Annotated in this window: 18 protein-coding genes, 1 tRNA gene and 1 pseudogene; 7 read left to right on the forward strand and 13 right to left on the reverse strand. The window is 42.8% G+C overall.

Going from position 1 to position 17,159, the window contains the following annotated elements:
- The 7 genes and pseudogenes from F6K52_RS03675 to F6K52_RS03705 form a co-directional block, all read right to left on the reverse strand.
- Window positions 1-129, reverse strand: a pseudogene (locus F6K52_RS03675) (Uma2 family endonuclease); the annotation flags it as partial.
- A 154-nt stretch (window positions 130-283) separates the two neighbouring features.
- Window positions 284-478 carry a hypothetical protein gene (locus F6K52_RS03680; protein ID WP_293074204.1) on the reverse strand — a complete coding sequence of 65 codons (195 nt, stop codon included), beginning with the start codon at window positions 476-478 and terminating at the stop codon, window positions 284-286.
- 429 nt (window positions 479-907) lie between these two features.
- On the reverse strand, window positions 908-1,243 hold the full coding sequence (locus F6K52_RS03685) for a DUF5615 family PIN-like protein (RefSeq protein WP_293074207.1): 336 nt from the start codon (window positions 1,241-1,243) through the stop codon (window positions 908-910).
- On the reverse strand, window positions 1,233-1,556 hold the full coding sequence (locus F6K52_RS03690) for a DUF433 domain-containing protein (protein ID WP_293074210.1): 324 nt from the start codon (window positions 1,554-1,556) through the stop codon (window positions 1,233-1,235). The genes F6K52_RS03685 and F6K52_RS03690 overlap by 11 nt, the downstream gene beginning before the upstream one ends.
- A gap of 272 nt (window positions 1,557-1,828) precedes the next feature.
- Window positions 1,829-4,234 carry an O-linked N-acetylglucosamine transferase, SPINDLY family protein gene (locus F6K52_RS03695; RefSeq protein ID WP_293074213.1) on the reverse strand — a complete coding sequence of 802 codons (2,406 nt, stop codon included), beginning with the start codon at window positions 4,232-4,234 and terminating at the stop codon, window positions 1,829-1,831.
- A gap of 191 nt (window positions 4,235-4,425) precedes the next feature.
- Window positions 4,426-5,022, reverse strand: coding sequence for a type IV pilin-like G/H family protein (locus tag F6K52_RS03700; RefSeq protein ID WP_293074216.1), 597 nt, complete (start codon window positions 5,020-5,022; stop codon window positions 4,426-4,428).
- A gap of 378 nt (window positions 5,023-5,400) precedes the next feature.
- A complete protein-coding gene (locus tag F6K52_RS03705; protein ID WP_293074219.1) occupies window positions 5,401-5,694 on the reverse strand; it encodes a ferredoxin in 294 nt (97 codons plus the stop codon).
- Window positions 5,695-6,186: 492 nt separating this feature from the next.
- Here F6K52_RS03705 and ilvC point away from each other — a divergent pair, with 492 nt between their 5' ends.
- The gene (gene ilvC, locus F6K52_RS03710; RefSeq protein ID WP_070396553.1) at window positions 6,187-7,182 is read left to right on the forward strand and encodes a ketol-acid reductoisomerase; all 996 of its coding nucleotides are present in this window, start codon (window positions 6,187-6,189) and stop codon (window positions 7,180-7,182) included.
- Between the two features lie 171 nt (window positions 7,183-7,353).
- Here ilvC and F6K52_RS03715 read toward each other — a convergent pair whose 3' ends face one another.
- Complete coding sequence (locus F6K52_RS03715; RefSeq protein WP_293074222.1) at window positions 7,354-8,754, reverse strand: amidase; 1,401 nt, start codon at window positions 8,752-8,754, stop codon at window positions 7,354-7,356.
- A 195-nt stretch (window positions 8,755-8,949) separates the two neighbouring features.
- On the opposite strand from F6K52_RS03715, the gene F6K52_RS03720 reads away from it, so the two are divergent.
- From F6K52_RS03720 to F6K52_RS03730, 3 genes are all read left to right on the forward strand, one after another.
- The gene (locus tag F6K52_RS03720; protein WP_293074224.1) at window positions 8,950-9,780 is read left to right on the forward strand and encodes a DUF4058 family protein; all 831 of its coding nucleotides are present in this window, start codon (window positions 8,950-8,952) and stop codon (window positions 9,778-9,780) included.
- Between the two features lie 197 nt (window positions 9,781-9,977).
- Window positions 9,978-10,742, forward strand: coding sequence for a hypothetical protein (locus tag F6K52_RS03725; protein ID WP_293074227.1), 765 nt, complete (start codon window positions 9,978-9,980; stop codon window positions 10,740-10,742).
- 31 nt (window positions 10,743-10,773) lie between these two features.
- On the forward strand, window positions 10,774-11,151 hold the full coding sequence (locus tag F6K52_RS03730) for a hypothetical protein (RefSeq protein WP_293074230.1): 378 nt from the start codon (window positions 10,774-10,776) through the stop codon (window positions 11,149-11,151).
- 238 nt (window positions 11,152-11,389) lie between these two features.
- Here the strand turns inward: F6K52_RS03730 and F6K52_RS03735 are convergent, their stop codons facing one another.
- Window positions 11,390-12,466: a pentapeptide repeat-containing protein gene (locus tag F6K52_RS03735; protein WP_293074233.1), complete on the reverse strand. Its 1,077-nt coding sequence runs from the start codon at window positions 12,464-12,466 to the stop codon at window positions 11,390-11,392.
- Between the two features lie 292 nt (window positions 12,467-12,758).
- The gene (locus tag F6K52_RS03740) at window positions 12,759-12,935 is read right to left on the reverse strand and encodes a hypothetical protein (protein ID WP_293074236.1); all 177 of its coding nucleotides are present in this window, start codon (window positions 12,933-12,935) and stop codon (window positions 12,759-12,761) included.
- Window positions 12,936-13,048: 113 nt separating this feature from the next.
- Between F6K52_RS03740 and F6K52_RS03745 the strand changes: the two genes are divergently transcribed.
- Both F6K52_RS03745 and F6K52_RS03750 read left to right on the forward strand, forming a co-directional pair.
- On the forward strand, window positions 13,049-13,849 hold the full coding sequence (locus tag F6K52_RS03745) for an MOSC N-terminal beta barrel domain-containing protein (RefSeq protein WP_293074239.1): 801 nt from the start codon (window positions 13,049-13,051) through the stop codon (window positions 13,847-13,849).
- Between the two features lie 398 nt (window positions 13,850-14,247).
- The gene (locus tag F6K52_RS03750; protein WP_070391920.1) at window positions 14,248-14,442 is read left to right on the forward strand and encodes a hypothetical protein; all 195 of its coding nucleotides are present in this window, start codon (window positions 14,248-14,250) and stop codon (window positions 14,440-14,442) included.
- Between the two features lie 230 nt (window positions 14,443-14,672).
- Here F6K52_RS03750 and F6K52_RS03755 read toward each other — a convergent pair.
- From F6K52_RS03755 to hisF, 3 genes are all read right to left on the reverse strand, one after another.
- Window positions 14,673-14,745, reverse strand: a tRNA-Ala gene (locus F6K52_RS03755).
- A 76-nt stretch (window positions 14,746-14,821) separates the two neighbouring features.
- On the reverse strand, window positions 14,822-15,034 hold the full coding sequence (locus F6K52_RS03760; RefSeq protein WP_075897842.1) for a hypothetical protein: 213 nt from the start codon (window positions 15,032-15,034) through the stop codon (window positions 14,822-14,824).
- A 126-nt stretch (window positions 15,035-15,160) separates the two neighbouring features.
- Window positions 15,161-15,931: an imidazole glycerol phosphate synthase subunit HisF gene (gene hisF, locus F6K52_RS03765; protein ID WP_293074244.1), complete on the reverse strand. Its 771-nt coding sequence runs from the start codon at window positions 15,929-15,931 to the stop codon at window positions 15,161-15,163.
- A 41-nt stretch (window positions 15,932-15,972) separates the two neighbouring features.
- Here hisF and ruvB point away from each other — a divergent pair, with 41 nt between their 5' ends.
- Entirely contained in the window at window positions 15,973-17,064 is a 1,092-nt protein-coding gene (gene ruvB, locus F6K52_RS03770; RefSeq protein ID WP_293074247.1) for a Holliday junction branch migration DNA helicase RuvB, read from the forward strand.
- The last annotated feature ends 95 nt before the right edge of the window (window positions 17,065-17,159 follow it).

Here is a 17,159-nt window from a genome sequence, read left to right on the forward strand (position 1 = left end):
ATAGGTATATTGGCTATAATCAGGTATCCACAATCGCACATCACCAATATAAATATCGTATGCTTGTCCTTTTAAAGCAAACTTCAAGTTAGCTGCAAAATTGAGAGCTATTTTATTATGATTTGTGGTTTGTAATAGCATAGTGCTTTTCTGTCATATTCGGTAATCGGGAATCGGAAATTTTAAACCTTCAACAAACTAACCTTAAACCTTCAACAAACTAACCTTAAACCTTCAACAAACTAACCTTAAACCTTCAACTAATCCCAACTACTGGTTATCCCTAGGATTCTTCATCTCTAGGAAGATCGCCTACATCAAAAACAATCACAAATTCAGCATCAGGCATTAATCGTTTCAGAGCCTTTAAATGCCCTTCCGCATCAGAACGATTGCGGAAGCGACCAACAACAACTCGCTGCATTTTTGGTAACAGGCGAACGATGGCCCAGGGGTGTAGGCGGTGATAGTAAGTCATAATTAGGGTATCTTCCTTTTATGGGGGGAACCTAGAGCCAGCCTAGGCTTGTAGACGTAAGTAGGCTGGCCCTTCCCGTGGACGTTTACCATCCACTTTTTTAGTGTATCACAAAAAATTTAATATTATAACATATTTTGAAAATTTTTGTAAATAATTCTTGAGGGAGCAGGGAGTAGGGTGTGGGGTGTGGGGTTTGGGGTGTGGGGTGTTTCGCGCTAATTTTTGCTTAATTGCAAAAGCGATGCAGTTTGGCCAATAATTATTAACTGGCTAACAAGCGATCGCGTTCGCGCAGCGTCGGCTTTGCCGAAAGCGTGACCTGCATGTCAATCGCATAAGCGCGGAAGCTGAGGCTTTGCCGAAAGCGTGACCTGCATGTCAATCGCATAAGCGCGGAAGCTGAGGCCTTTGGCCAAGGTCAATCGCTCACAGATACTCAACACGCCCAACCATTTCCTCTGGCGTATAAATCTCCTGAATCAAAATTAAGCCCTTGATCATCTCACCAATAGAACGAGTCCTCTGCTTACAATAAACAATACCAGGATGATCTGAGGTATCATTAGCAATGATCAGAAAGTCTTTGTCATGGGTAAAAATTACCCGATTTTGTTGACGAATAAAATTCAACTGTGATTGGTCAGAGGAGCTACGTAATCCTACTTCAACAGTTGTTGTGACATCAATACCACGACGCCGTAGTTGTAAAGCAATTTCAGGATCGACTTGCTCATCCAGGTGAAATCGAATTTTATCCTTCACCCCTGATCTCTCTCCATTTTTCCTGAAACTTTGAAGGAAGACTATTTCGCTTTATTTCTTCAACACGTCTATCGGTTTCAATGTTGTGACGGTCAATTTCTTCCCGATGCTCATAATAGTATGCCATTGCACCATGAACCTGCGCTAAGGATAGCTCATACTTCTGAGCAATTTCTGCTAAAGATTCTTTCATCTCCAAATACATCTCGGCAATGGCAGCAACAGGCATTCTTGTGCCAGCGATGCGGGGTTTACCACTACAATAGTCAGGATCTATGGCAATATACTCTTTACTTATTTGTTGGATAGACATTTATTGGACTTGGATTAAAAGGTAACCATACTAATTATAGTAGTTTTCAATTGGTTGAGGGACATTTTTTGAGGGATATTCGGATCAGGGAGTATGGAAAATAATGTGTACCTTATTAGATTAGATTTTTATGAAATTATTCAGTTTAAAAAAATGTTTATTGGCACAGGTTTTAAGTTAATTTAGTTAAATTAACTTGTATCTCCCTATCCCCCTATCTCCCTATCTCCCCACACCCCACACCCCACACCCCACACCCTACTCCCTACTCCCTACTCCCGATTCCTCCACATTTCCAAATAAGCCTTTTCCATTTCCCTAGTAAATTGCTTACCATTCCACAACGGAGCAGTTTGTCGAGATTGTCGCAGTTTCCAGGAAATCTGTTGTCTGAGAGCTGGGTCTTTGCCTAAACGAATCCCCCACTCGATATACTCATCATCTGTCCAGGCAATGCCTTCGGTGATTCCGGCATTCATCATCATGGTGTAACTGTTGCGACCAACAAACTGTTCTCCCACTCTGGTGACTAGGGGAATACCCATCCAGAGGGTTTCGAGGGTAGTGGTGGCTCCATTGTAGGGATAGGTATCCAGTACCACATCCGCAATGCCTAAGTTGGCACGATGAACCGCTTCCGTAGGTACTTCTGGTAGAAACCGGAGGCGATCGCACTCTACCCCTTCTTCTTCCGCAATTTGGTTAAAGAACCGTGTGATCGAGTCTTGGTCAGATTGGCCTTTAATCAAAAAGTAGCTATGGGGGACGGCTTTGATAATTTTCATTTGCAGCCTTGTGGTCTCGGGATTGCGCTTGTATCCTTTCTGACTACTAAGATAAATCGTGGCATCGTTGGGAATATCCAGGTGGTCCCGACGTAAGCTAGGTACACCCACTTCAAACCCATCCACCGCAATATAGGTTTGGGGTAAGCGCCAGATTTTCTCGGAATAGTAAGCTTGAGCGGAATCCGGTAATACGTAGGGGTCAGCAATCACGTAATCAATGGCAGGTAATCCTGAGGCATCCCACCCTAGCCACGTGACTTGTACTGGTGCCAGTTTCAGGGCCATCACTGCACAGGTGATATCCAGGGTGATGCTATCGAGGTCAATTAAAATATCCAGTTGATCCTGATAAATCTGTTCAGCCGCTTCTAGACAATGAATCCCTAATTTGTGAGGATGGTCTACTTGATTGACATACCATTCTTGGAGGTTATCCTTTACTAGCTTGTAGTTTACGAAATAGCCATAAAGTTGAAACCGCTCCCGGTCATGATGCTCAAACAGCCAACGAGCTAGCCACCCCACAGAATGCTGTCTTAAACAACCTGACAAGTATCCGACTTTTAAGGGTCTAGTAGTTTTTCCTCCCTCCTCAATTCCCCCATCCTTAATCCCCCCCTTAATAAGGGGGGTTAGGGGGGATCCATGCTCGACCGGTGCAAGCCCCCTAAATCCCCCAATTCTGGGGGACTTTAACTCAATTCCCCCATCCTCAATTCCCCCCTTAATAAGGGGGGTTAGGGGGGATCCATGTTCCCTGCTCCCTGCTCCCTGCTCCCTGTTCCCTGTTCCCTGTTCCCTGTTCCCGACTTCTGCAAGAAGTCTATACCACTCCGCTCTTTCCTCGGTATACCCCCGAATATTCCTCTGGAACAGCTCAGAGATTTGATTCAAAATTGGTCTGAAATGGCTGGGCTGGTCGTGAACATGAGCCAGAGGAAAGAATGGGGTAAGCAGACGCAGAGTCTCAACATCAGACAAGGTGACCGATTGTTCCTTAATTAGTGAAACCAGCAGTGATTCTAGGGTCTGACAAGCCGCAGAAACTTCCGGCCAATAGCCCCCAGCATTCATTATCCCTCGCAATACCAGGTTAATTCCGGATATTTGGTCTGGTAAGGATTCCGATAAGGAATAGCACAACTTAGCGCTTTCTATGCCGTGGTCATAATTACGAGCATTTTGATAAAAGGTAGCCAGATGTCGTAATATTTCTATATGGTCAGGATCTAAAGAGCGATAACATTCTAGAAAACTAGCGGCGATGGTCGGTTGCTTTAAGGTATGACCGATCTTCATACAGGCTGAGAGTAATGGCAAGAGCCAGACCACAGGATTGGGGAAGTAAGCTAAGCAAGCTTCGGTGAATTCTAAGGAGGCTGGATGCAATGGTTCGGCTTCTAGTATCTGTTCCAAAACCTCTTTTAGTAATTGCTGATTGCATTCTACTGTTGGCTGGGTTTGTAGCAGTGAAATCACCCCCAGCTCAGTTAACTCATCACCGCTAAAGGTTTCTAGCTTGATGCTTAGGGCAATACTTTCCAAGAGATTAGTCAGGTCAGTAGGGCAAATTTCCCGCATATGCTGACGGATTGCCCAGGCTACGCGATCATCCCCTAACCCCTGCCTGCGGTCAGCTTCAGTCTGCAACACCTGGAGCAGTTCCTCGGTCCAGGTCTCTAATTGCTCTGACTCCGCCTCTGCCATGACCAGCAGCCAAGTGGTTTGGGCTTCTGTTTCTTGACCCTGCAATAGGAACAGTAATCCTAAATGCCAGTAGTAGGATATACAATCAGGTTCCGCTTCAATGGCTTGTTCGTATAAGCTTGCGGCCTTACTGTAGTCTCCCTGGATTAGATAGTGCTCCGCTTGTTGCTGCCAGTTAGTCATACTTTTGTGCTAATTAAATTAACAGATCACCCCATTTTCTAATACTATTGAAATCCTGATTAGGGTAATTGTCCACCTAAATATTTCCATAAAACAAAGTGGGTAGATGATTCTACCCACTTTAACTAAGTAGCTAATTTTCGGTGATTAAAACTGTTGTTACCAAGGGTTTAGTCTAAGGATCCTTCTTCTTACCTTTTACCTGATATATCCTTCCAATCTGCGGCAGCTCCGCAGCTGGGAATACCATCTCCATTAACATCGGGGGTTGCATCCGAACCGAGTAAACCCTCAAATTTCGTAACTTTTACGGCTTCACACAATACAGCTAAAGTGGTAGCCTCACTAGTCTCTGTTATCTGACCTATGCTTGTGACGCCATGATATGCCTTAAGCGCAGAGTCATTGTCAGGGGCGTCAGCTCCATTGTTTGGGTCTGCATAATTATTGACACTTTTTGGGGTTGTTCCTCCGTCTTCTAACCCGTAAATGTAGTTCTGAGTAGCTGTGGCAATGCCAAGACCTAACTGACCAAACTGACTATTTTCAGTTACAAATTCATTGTTTTCCAAGTAGTAAGCTTGCTGAGCTCTATTCATAGAACCAACATAAGTTTTAGCTTCTGACTGCTTAGCTTTATTAGCTTGGTTCAAGAAAGAAGGCAGAGCAATGGCGGATAGAATTCCAATAATGATGATTACAACTAGTAGTTCAATTAGAGTAAAACCTTCGTCTTGCTTCTTCTGACTCAGGTGCTTAAGGAGTTTAACTTTTAGATCAGTTTTCATAAGTCTTTCTGGTCGGTGCGGGATGCTGATTTGTTCTGTCCTAGACTTAACTTACCCACTTGCTTTCTTTTTCATATCATCTAGCGGGAAAAAAAATTTTGAAGTGTGGGGAGTAGGGTGTGGGGTGTGGGGTGTGGGGTGTGGGGTGTGGGGTGTGGGGTGTGGGGTGTGGGGAATCGGGAGTAGGGTGTGGGGTGTGGGGTGTGGGGTGTGGGGAATCGGGAGTAGATGTAGATCTAGATGTAGGGTGGGCAGTGTGTCAGACAGANTTCCCCCGCCCGGTTATCACTGCACCCTACACGACGTTCTTCCGATCTCTCTGCGACATTTTCGATTAGCTTTTACTCACCCCTCTGTTATTAGTACTTATATTAGTACTTAGTACAGTGCTTCCTCTTGATGAGTAGTGATTGTGCAATCAGAGGTGGGGTAGGCCACACAGGTCAGAACGTAGCCAGCGGCCATTTGGTCATCATCCAGGAAAGATTGGTCTGACTGGTCAATAGTACCACTCTCTAGTTTGCCAGCACAGGTAGAGCAGGCACCCGCACGGCAGGAATAAGGCAGATCTACACCTAGCTCCTCGGCAGTGTCGAGAATGTATTCGTCTTCAGGACAGTCAATGGTTTGATCCCCATCTGGTGTTTTCAAGGTGACTTTGTAAGTTGCCATGTTTTAGTAATCCTCTCGATTTAAAACAATAGTAGAGACTTTGTGAGTATACGGCAAAAGCCTATCCTTTGGTTGAAGGAGCTTGGCATGCTTATTTTTACTCCATCTCTGATACTACGGGAAAACTCTCAGTAGATTAAGACAGATTAAGAATGAAAGGCTTAATCGCCAAATTGATAAGTTTTACTTATATAATATTCACAAGTATCTACACCAGAGACTTAGCTGTAAAACCGGTCTATGAAAATGCTCTAATATCTAGGTTTAACAGGTTTTTTAAAGATCCTATCTCCCTAAGATAACTTCGGCAAAATCCTTAGGAATTTATAATTAGAAATACTTATCATTAGCATCTAAGACCTGTATCAACACATGAGGTGATCCGCTGATGGCCTGATCGATAAAAAGGTATATCACTTGCCAGGCTTGAGATCGGTTTTGCGGTATTATGGTAATTTTGCAATGACCAGCAAAAAAGGAACAGAAATTGTAATGGCTCAGATGTATTATGATACCGACGCTAACCTAGACCTACTGGCGGATAAAACTATAGCTATTATCGGCTATGGTTCTCAAGGTCACGCCCACGCCCTTAATCTTAAAGAGAGTGGCATGAATGTGATCGTGGGACTTTATCCAGGTAGTAAGTCTAAGGCCAAAGCTGAAGAAGCAGGCTTAACCGTCCACACAGTGGCTGATGCTGCTAAAGCGGCTGACTTGGTGATGATCCTGCTGCCGGATGAAGTGCAAAAAACCATTTATCAGGCAGAAATTGAGCCAAATCTGACCGAGGGTAATGTTATTGCCTTTGCCCACGGCTTCAATATTCATTTTGGTCAAGTTGTTCCCCCAGAGTTCGTAGATGTGATCATGGTTGCTCCCAAAGGTCCAGGACATTTGGTGCGGCGCACCTATGAACAGGGAGAAGGGGTACCTTGTCTATTTGCTGTTTACCAGGATGCCACAGGTCAAGCACGCGATCGCGCCATGGCTTACGCCAAAGGAATTGGTGGTACCCGTGCCGGAATTCTTGAAACTACCTTCCGGGAAGAAACAGAAACTGACCTATTTGGTGAGCAAGTCGTATTGTGTGGCGGCTTGAGTGAATTGATTAAATCTGGATTTGAGACCCTAGTCGCTGCTGGTTATCAACCAGAATTGGCCTATTTTGAATGCCTTCATGAAGTCAAACTGATTGTTGACCTAGTCGTCGAAGGTGGTTTAGCTAACATGCGGGATAGCATCTCCAACACTGCTGAATATGGTGACTATACCCGTGGGCCAAGGATTGTTACTGATGAAACTCGCGCCGAGATGCGTAAAATCCTCAAAGAAATTCAATCAGGTCAATTCGCCCGTGAATTTGTCTTGGAAAATCAGGGAGGTAAACCCGTCTTCACTGCTATGCGCCGTCAGAATAAAGAACATCCCGTCGAGGAAGTCGGTAAAGACTTACGCGCTATGTTCAGCTGGTTGAAAAAAGTCTAAGCATTCTTGACCGTTGACGGTTTACTATTAACCTTTTAAATCAGGAATTACTTAAATTTGGCAGGACTTACGTCATCACTATTACTGGTCGGATCGGTAAATAAATCATCCTACTACTAATAGTATTTAAACTCAAATTTGGCGTAAGTCCTGTAAATTTGAGATTTTACTTTATACAGTCGGACGATTATGAATCCAGGGGTTTGCAGCTTCCAACTGAGCCGCTAATCCCAATAGTGTTGCTTCTGATGCTGGAGGTCCCACTAACTGAATTCCTACAGGTAAGCCCTTCTCATCAAAACCAGCAGGAATTGCGATCGCAGGAAGTCCAGTAGCATTAAATGGTGGACACGGTCCAATCCAATTAATAATATTATTCAAGGTTTCTTCAGAACTCAAATCGTCCCACTCTCCTACCCGAATCGGTGGATGTAAATAAGTCGGTAACACTAGCACATCATAGTTGTTAAAGAATCCCACAATCTGACGCGCTATAATTTGTAGCTTAGTCACCGCTTGTAAGTATTCCCCAGCAGAACCAGATTGTTCAGCAATCCAGCGATTCATCGGACTTAAGGCTTCTAAGGGAATTCCTGCTGAAGTTATCCCAGCTTGCCATAGTGTCTTAAATGGTTCTACTATCTCACTGAAATCTGGACAACCCGGTTCAACCAGATGTCCCATTCCTTCCAGTCGCTGCATGGTTTCGACCACAATCTTTTCACATGTAGCTGATGCTTCTCCGATCGGTTGAATGGATGTGGCAAAACTAATCCGCAAATTATCCAGTTGTTGATCGGTAGCCTCTAGAAAAGATATCTCTGGGTCAGGTAACCAGTAAGGGTCTCCAGTAATATAGCCAGACATCACATCCAGTAAAGCGGCTGCATCAGCTACCGTCCGTGCCATCGGACCAATACTAGCAATACCACTTTGAAAGTCTCCTACTGGAGCGTAAGAAATACGACCTCGTGTCGGTTTAATCGCCACCAAACCACAGCAAAAGGCTGGGCCGCGCAGGGAACCCCCACCATCGGAACCTTGGGCAATGGGAGATAAGCCAGCTGCTACTGCTGCAGCTGAACCCCCACTAGACCCCCCTGGTGTGTAGTCCAGATTCCAAGGATTGCGAGCTGGTGGAAATCCTGGGGGTTCGGTATAGGGTAACGAACCCAGTTCAGAAGTAGCAGTTTTACCTAAAATAATGAATCCAGCTTGCTTGATGCGGGTGATTACCCCATCATCATACTCAGCAATATTGTCTTTGAGGGCAGCCACACCAAAGCTACAAGGGAGTCCTTGTACAGCCCTGAGGTCTTTAATCGCAATTGGAACACCAAAAAATTGCGGGAGTTTAGAGGTATCCGTAGTTTCGGCAAGTTGTTCAGTTTTGGCTTTAGCATCCGCCAGTGCCATGTCAGACGCCACAGTGAAGTAACTGCCTAGTTGGGGATTTAATGCTTCGATGCGTTCAAGGTAGAGTTGGACTAATTCCAGGGGTGATATGTCACCCTTGCGGATCAGTTGGGCTTGGTCTAGAGCTGGAGTAAAGGCTAGGTTAACTTGATTCATAATGGTTTTTTGCGATCAAGGGATGCTTTTTTATAAAAAAAAATGCCTAAGAGGATTGCTAGGCAAAACTTTTAGGCATTCAGATGCTAGTTAGTAAAAAAGTAAATTCTTAAAATCTCAAAGCTATACAGAAATAAGAGCCAAAGTTTTTCGTTAGTCTAGGGACTATAACACTTCACCGCCTCAACACACAAGATGCCTTCACCTTTTCCTGGGATGAATCCCTACCTGGAGAAACCAGAATATTGGTCACAAGTTCATAAGTGGCTAATTGTCCTGATTGCCCAAAGCCTTAACCCCCAGCTACGTCCGAAGTATCGGGTAGCAATTGAAGAAAGAGTTTACAACGCTACTGGTGATGATTCGATGCTAGTAGGAATTCCTGATGATGTAGTGGTTCAAAGTTCTCAAAGCAACCACCAAGATCCGTCACCTCTGGTTGCCGTTGCTGCTCCTAGCCTTAAACCAATGAAAATTGCTCTACCGATGACTGAAATGCTTAGAGAGCGATGCAGCGCGGTCTTGGGGGTTCCCCCCATGAGCGACTGCATCAAGAAGTGGTATTTAGAAGTGCGAAAGGTGGAAACTGGCAAAGTAATTACTGTTATCGAAATTCTTTCTCCCAAAAACAAACGGTCTTTAGAAGGGCGCAGCACTTATGAAACCAAACGGCAAAAGATATTAGATAGCTTAACCCATTTGGTGGAAATTGATTTACTGCGTCAAGGAAAACCGATGGCTATGAATAATCAATCCTTCCAGAGCCACTATCGCATCGTGGTCAGCCGTTCTAAAGAACGTCCCCAAGCCGATTTATATGCCTTTAATCTCCCCCAAGCAATTCCTTCATTTCCTTTACCTCTCCAAGCAGACGATCGAGAACCTATCGTTAATTTACAACAATTATTACATAACCTTTACGACCAAGGGAGTTATGATTTAGCGATTGATTATAGTCAAGACCCGCCACCACCTTTATCGACCGCAGATGCAAGTTGGGTAAAGCAAGTCTTGATTGAACAGTAGCCTGCCTCTGGATCTATATTTGAGTAATATCCAATCCGATTAATCATTTACGAAATAATACCTAATTTTAAACTACCAATTACTAATTATATAGTCCCCATTAATAGGCAAAGTATATAATGATTATTCAACCGGATATGATATAATGTTATCATGCCACCTTAGTTATCTATTATTGGTAATAGATACTAATAACTATGCAGTTTCGGACTCATAACAACTATGAAGTTACTGAGCTAATAGCTCAACAACCTTCGTCGTCACCTGCACCGCAAATAAATAAAAGCACTAGAACAAACGTTCAATCAGACGATCCTATTACCATCCTCATTGCTTTATTTAGTTTACTTGTATCTATAGCTGTAGCTTATACATCAAATTTTAGGAAAGCTAATCTTAAGCTGTCTTTGGGAAGAAACATTATATTTTTTCCTACATACCTTGTTACACCTGCTAATAAAAAGATTGTAGGATTAGGGTTCAATCTTCCCATAACTTTCTATAATTGGAGTCCTCAAGGAGGAACCATTCAACGGATTCGTTTAGTTGTTGGCAGAAAAGATAATGACAATTTTTACGACATGGCATGGACTACTTTTGTTAAAATCGAGAGTGCCGGAAATTTTAAAGATGAAAATCTAGCTCAACCGATTCCAGTACAAGCACGTTCTTCAGTAAATAAAATTGTTCGCTTCGATTGGAGTCCTGAATTAGGAGGCAAAGAATTTGATTTACAAGTTGGTAACTACGAGTTGAGGATTTATGGATGGACACAGAATACACAAAAACCTGACTTGAAGTACATTGCTTCTTTTAGCCTTAAGAATCAACATTATCAACAATATAAAGATAACATAGCTGCTAACCTAACTGCATCGATCTGGGTGTCCCTAGACGAAAACGAAAAACCAAATCAGTTTGTATCTAGAAACACGATTGGTGTGCTTTACTCTAAAAAGTAAGTGTCTCATTGATCAAGGAGAATATTTTATTATGCCTGGAGATAGCAATACATCCCGTTTCAATATTAGTCAAAGCATTTATAACGCTGGAAATATAGGAGGCATAGCTGGAAATTCTTTAACTGCTGATCTATCAGCCAACGAGCATAAGCAAACCCTAGTTGAAGCAGCAGAAGAAATCCAACAACTTCTAGACCAAGTCTCCCAGACTAATCCCACTACAACAAACAAAGAGAAGATTATAGTTGTAGGTGAAGTTGTTGACAAAATTGAGAATAACCCAACACTAAAAGTTAAGGTAATCAATTCCCTGAAATCTGGACGAGTAGAGGCATTCAAGGAATCGATTGACCATCCGCTAGTAAATATTCTGATGGCGACTATTGAAGGGTTGGGGGAGGTAGAGTAATAGCTTAGGATTGTTGCAACACTATTAGCACCACAGTATACCTTAGCGGGGAATTAGGATAGGGTAGCGATCGCCTGAATAATTCCCCATTATCTCAATGAGTATTAGACAAAGTAGACTGGTCTGGTGGACAGTGATAGTATAATTAAAATTGCTTCGTATCCTGTCAGTAAGCTTCAGAATCCTTATAGTTTTTGCAAGCAAGTGATTGACTTCAAGGTATCTCCCGCTCAAACCCTCAACCTGTAGTGTTAAATTTTAATAAGTATCTTTCAGGTATATCTTCCATTTCCTTTATTAATTTCATGCCAGCAGCTTTAGGGTCAAAACCTTCAGGAAACATGGTGGGACAAGGATAGTTAATTAAAAAAAGTATTCCTTCTATTCGTTGACACGCAGCTTCCGATGTTGTTTCGTCTGAATAAAGCGCGTCTTTTAAATTAGCTCCTGATAAATCAGCTTTCGTTAAATTAGCTCCCAATAAATAAGCTTGCTGTAAATTAGTTTCCTTTAAATTAGTTTTATGTAAATTCGCTTCCCATAAATCAGCTTCTTTTAAATTAGCTTTATGTAAATTCGCTTCCCATAAATCAGCTTCCCATAAATAAGCTTGCTGTAAATTAGCTCCCACTAAATCAGTTTGTTTAAAATTAGCTCTCCATAAATAAGCTTGCTGTAAATCAGCTCCCAATAAATTAGCTTCCGATAAATTAGCTTCCTTTAAATTAGCTTCCTTTAAATTAGCGTTAGCTAGCTTTGCATAACAGAGCTGGACTCCCTTCAAATAAGCCTTTGGAGCCTGTAAACTATCTAAGCTCTCTTGATCCCAGGTCAACCAAAACCAGGGAATACGCCTTGGTTCTGAGTTTAGGAATTCCAGAGCTTCTTTTCTGCCACCACTGCCAGCTTGGTTGTGGGCTGCTGTAACTACTTGCCATGCCTGATAAACTTCAGCATTTCGTCTATCCTGCTCACCAGCAATAAAGACAATCACACCAAAAAGTAAAGATAGATTACCCAATAGTCCCAAAATTTCTAGCAATGCTAATCTATGGAGGTAATCCACAAAAGGCTCTAAAAACTTTTTTTCTATGCTGATGAAAGGTTGATGGCACTTGAATAAGGCTAACGTCAAAGGATTGTTAACAATTTGCTCAGCTTTATGCCAGTCTTGCTCAGCATCTCCTTCCCCTTTTACTAGTAGGCGATTTTGGTAAATCTTATAAGCTATTTTTTCAACCTTGTGGGAATGAGTTTTCCTTGACGAAGGGGTTAGAGAGACTTTGATGTGATTAAGAATTTGATTCAGCTTCATGATTGCCAACTCGGGGCAAACCCTCTATATTTGGCTTACTACCATAAATTAGCTGCTATTATAACTTAGCGATCGCTTAACTACTTTCTTCTGCTACACCTGAAAGTTTATTAAGTTTGTTTAAGCTAAGTAACAAAACCAACATTAGCGATCGCTAATCCCAGCAAGCGATCGCTTACCTTGATATCCCTGGTGAGATCAAGTATTAATTTATTTATTAACTAACTTTAGATAAGTTTGCCCTGTCACATCTACTAAGTTTATAAAAAAATGCTCTACTTAATAGAGAAATTTACAACAATAATAAAGCTGATAGGGTCTTGATTATTATTGCTATATCATTCTTTGTCTGTGATTTGTAATCTATTATATAGCCTTGATTGCACTTATGAGGTAAAGTCTTCTTTGAGGCAGATTCCCTGTCTTGATGCAGTCGCTCATGGAGGAAACCCCCAAGACCGCACTGCATCGCTTAAAACCCTCTTGCCTTTTGCCTTTTGCCTTTTGCCTTTTGCCTTTTGCCTTTTGCCTTTTGCCTTTTGCCTTTTGCTTTAAAAGGATAAGCAATGTCGCTCACTCGTTATGAAAATTGCAAGACCTTACCTCAAGGCTATCTATATCTACCCGATTAAATCCCTTGATCGGATTGAACTCCAAAGCGCCACTCTCCTCAAAAGTGGTGCCCTAAACCATGACCGAGAATTTGCCCTATTCGATCAGCAAGGTAAATTTGTCAATGGTAAGCGCAATGCCAAAGTTCACTTGCTGCGGTCGGTCTTCGATATCCAATCCCAATTGCTATCGCTACAGATTCAGGGCACAAACCAAAACATTACCTTTCATATTGATCATGGGCGAGCTGCTCTGGAAGCTTGGTTAAAGGATTACTTCGATTTTCCAGTTAAAGTAGTGCAGAACACCAGCACTGGTTTCCCAGACGATACCAATGCCCTTGGTCCTACTATTATTAGTAGCGCTACCATTGAAACCATTGCTTCTTGGTTCCCTGAAATAACTCCTGAAGATATACGACGTCGTTTTCGAGCCAATCTAGAAATTGGAGGAGTTCCCGCTTTCTGGGAAGACCAATTGTTTTCTGAATCAGGGCAATCTATTCAGTTTAAAGTAGGGGAAGCTTTGATAGAAGGAATTAATCCTTGTCAACGTTGTATTGTTGTAGCACGAGACCCTCAAACAGGAGAAGCTACTGCTAATTTCCAAAAAACTTTCATGGCGAAGCGCAAGGAAACTCTACCATCCTGGACAACCAGCGCTCGTTTCAATCATTTTTACAAATTAAGCGTGAATACAAACGTGCCTGCTTCAGAAGCCGGTAAAGTCTTGCACCAAGGGGATGCCATCCAAATCCTGAAGGAAGCGTGAAGTTTGACTAGGCTTTTTGCAGAAATTAGGAAAAGCAACTGCATCAAGACAGCGTCCGCTAAACAAAGTGATTAACCTAAAGTGATATCAAATGTCAACCATAAACCGTTAACTTTCAACACCAATCAATATGGGAAATTGGCTTTCCCGGATTTATAGTTTGAAACGTATCAAAAGGCACAAAATCGACAATCAACGTGGCTGGAACTGGCGGAATTACCTGATATAAGCTTGCTTTATCACCGCAAAGCCGGGAGAGCCGGGAAATTTTATTAAATAAAAATTTTTGACTTTTTTGCGGATTCGTCGCTTTGGAATTGAAGTAGAGATTTAGGTACATCTGAACAAACAGAAGCCAGACAAAACCTCCACCTACCAAATGTTTAAAGCTCAGAGCAATGAATCATCAGTGGAACAATGTATTTCTGAAAGTCAGCACCTGGCTAGTGGCTGAGATCATCCTAAATTTGATTGGTCTAGATAACCTCGCCGATTACGGCGAATTCGTCTTCGATAAAGAGGTTTTAATCTCAACATCTCACCATCAAGTCTCACGGGTTTTCCCCCCTCGCCACTCCCAAGGCTTGTTTTAAGAGTTTCCCCTCAACCGTCAAGCGTCAACAAATTATAACCTTATAGCACTACCCATTAAAGTTAGGACATTGATACAAGCTGAAACACTTTTTCAGTAAACTTTTGCCTCTTGTCTCTTGCCTCTTGCCCTTGCGCGTAGCGCTATATTACTGAAGACTGATAGCCAAGCAACCCTACGACAACCCCTCAGGCTAAAAGACTTCAGCCTTTAATCAATATTTAATCAATATGGAGCTAAGCGGATTCGAACCGCTGACCCCCTCAATGCCATTGAGGTGCTCTACCAACTGAGCTATAACCCCGAGTTTTATAGTCCATTACCTAGTATACCTTGATAGCTAAGCTAAGTCAAGTGGTTTGAGAATGAAATTATCTCAATCAGTAGAATACGCTGGGAGACTGAGCCATTTGGGTAAGATACCCCATACAGCTGTTCATCAGAAAATAAACCACTAACATAGCTGCTGCTGACATGGCTACTAAAGTACCAGCCAGCATCAGAGAGAACTCTTGGGTGTCAAAGGCTTCCTGCATCAGGTGCAGTGACCAAGCCACCAAGGCCACATCAAATATTAGAATTATCACCAGCATTTTTTACAAAAATTAATATTGCATCCACATTTAGTTTAGCAGCTATAAAAATCGCTGCAAACCATTAAACTACTTAATACTACACAACAAAACTTAAATATTTCGGAAGAATAATCAATTAGTTTACTATGGCAATCGCACCGGAACTTGATGCTGGTTCAAATAGGTTTTAATTTCAGATACACTCAGTTGCCCGTAATGCAATAGCGAAGCTAGCAACGCAGCTTCGGCTTTGCCCTCACTCAGAGCCTGATAAATATGATCGCAGTTGCCAGCACCACCCGAGGCAATCACTGGAATTTCCACCTCTTCAGCAATAGTGCGGGTTAGCTCTAAGTCATATCCAGCCTGGGTTCCATCCGCATCCATACTAGTAACCAGAAGTTCCCCAGCTCCCCGTTGTGCCACCTCTTTTGCCCATGCGATCGCATCAATACCAGTGTTCTCACGTCCTCCTCGCACGTAAACATTCCAACCGGGGTTATCGGGATCTTCCCGACGACGAGCATCAATAGCCACTACGATGCACTGATCACCAAAGCGGTCGCTCGCTTGATTAATAAAGTCGGGATTGCGTACAGCAGCCGAATTTATACTAACTTTATCGGCTCCTGCTCTTAATAATAATTTAATATTTTCTAAAGACTGGATGCCACCCCCCACCGTCAAGGGAATAAACACTTGTTCGGCTGTACGGTAGACTACATCAATAATAATGTCTCGGTCTTCATGGGTAGCAGTGATATCCAAAAACACCAGCTCATCTGCACCAGCATCATTGTAAACTTGTGCTAATTCCACTGGATCACCAGCGTCCTTAAGATTAACAAAGTTGACCCCTTTAACAACTCGCCCAGCTTTTACATCCAGGCACGGTAAGATTCTCTTAGCCAGCATCAGTAAACTAAGTATGAAGTATGAAGGATAAAGTATGACCCATGGCCATAACGTCTTTTAGACAACAGTACCAAAACCCAGATAGAGAACCCAAATCTAGCAAGAAACGAAAAGGTCGCGCTAATTCTCGTCAGAGGCAAAACGATGGGGAGCTACTACTAGCAACAGCCACCGCTGAGGAAGTTACTCATCAAGAAGAGAGTATTAGACCACAGCGCTTAGCCGACTACATCGGACAAAAAGAACTCAAAGGAGTTTTGGAAATTGGCATTCAAGCGGCCAAAGCCAGAAATGAGGCCATGGATCACCTGCTGTTGTATGGACCACCAGGATTAGGGAAAACAACCATGTCCCTAATTTTGGCAACTGAGATGGAGGTGAATTGTAAAATTACTGCTGCACCTGCCTTAGAGCGTCCACGAGATATTGTGGGGCTTCTGGTTAATCTCAAACCTGGGGATATCTTATTTATAGACGAAATCCATCGTTTATCGCGCATGACAGAGGAATTGCTATATCCAGCCATGGAAGACTATCGATTGGATATCACTATTGGTAAAGGACAAAGTGCCAAAACCCGCAGTATTCCTCTGCCACACTTTACCTTAGTGGGGGCAACCACACGAGTAGGTTCCTTAACCTCACCCCTACGCGATCGCTTTGGTATGATCCAACGCTTACACTTCTATGAGATCGATGAATTGAGTTTAATTGTAACGAGGACAGCTCAATTGCTCAAGGCCATAGTAACGGAAGATGGCGCTGAAGAAATTGCCCGTCGGTCTCGTGGCACACCTCGCATTGCTAATCGACTCCTGAGACGAGTGCGAGACTATGCTCAAGTCAAAGGCATTGAGCAAATTAACCAGGATGTAGCCGCTCAAGCCATGGAAATCTTTAATGTAGACCCGATGGGGTTAGATTGGACAGACCGACTGGTGCTAAAGGTAATGATTGAACAGTTCAATGGCGGACCAGTTGGTTTAGAAGCAGTCGCAGCCTCTACTGGAGAAGATGCTCAAACCATTGAAGAGGTTTATGAACCCTATCTGTTACAAATTGGTTTCCTGCACCGCACGCCTCGGGGTCGCGTCGCCACCTCAGCGGCTCGGAAACATTTGGGCTATGAGTAGTTGTTAGTAGTTAGTAATTAGTAGTTAATAGTCAGTAGCAAGGAATATCAAGATTGCGGTCTCAGTTCAAATAATATATGAAACGCTTGATTCGA

The organism is Moorena sp. SIO3H5 (assembly GCF_010692395.1).
GTDB lineage: Bacteria > Cyanobacteriota > Cyanobacteriia > Cyanobacteriales > Coleofasciculaceae > Moorena.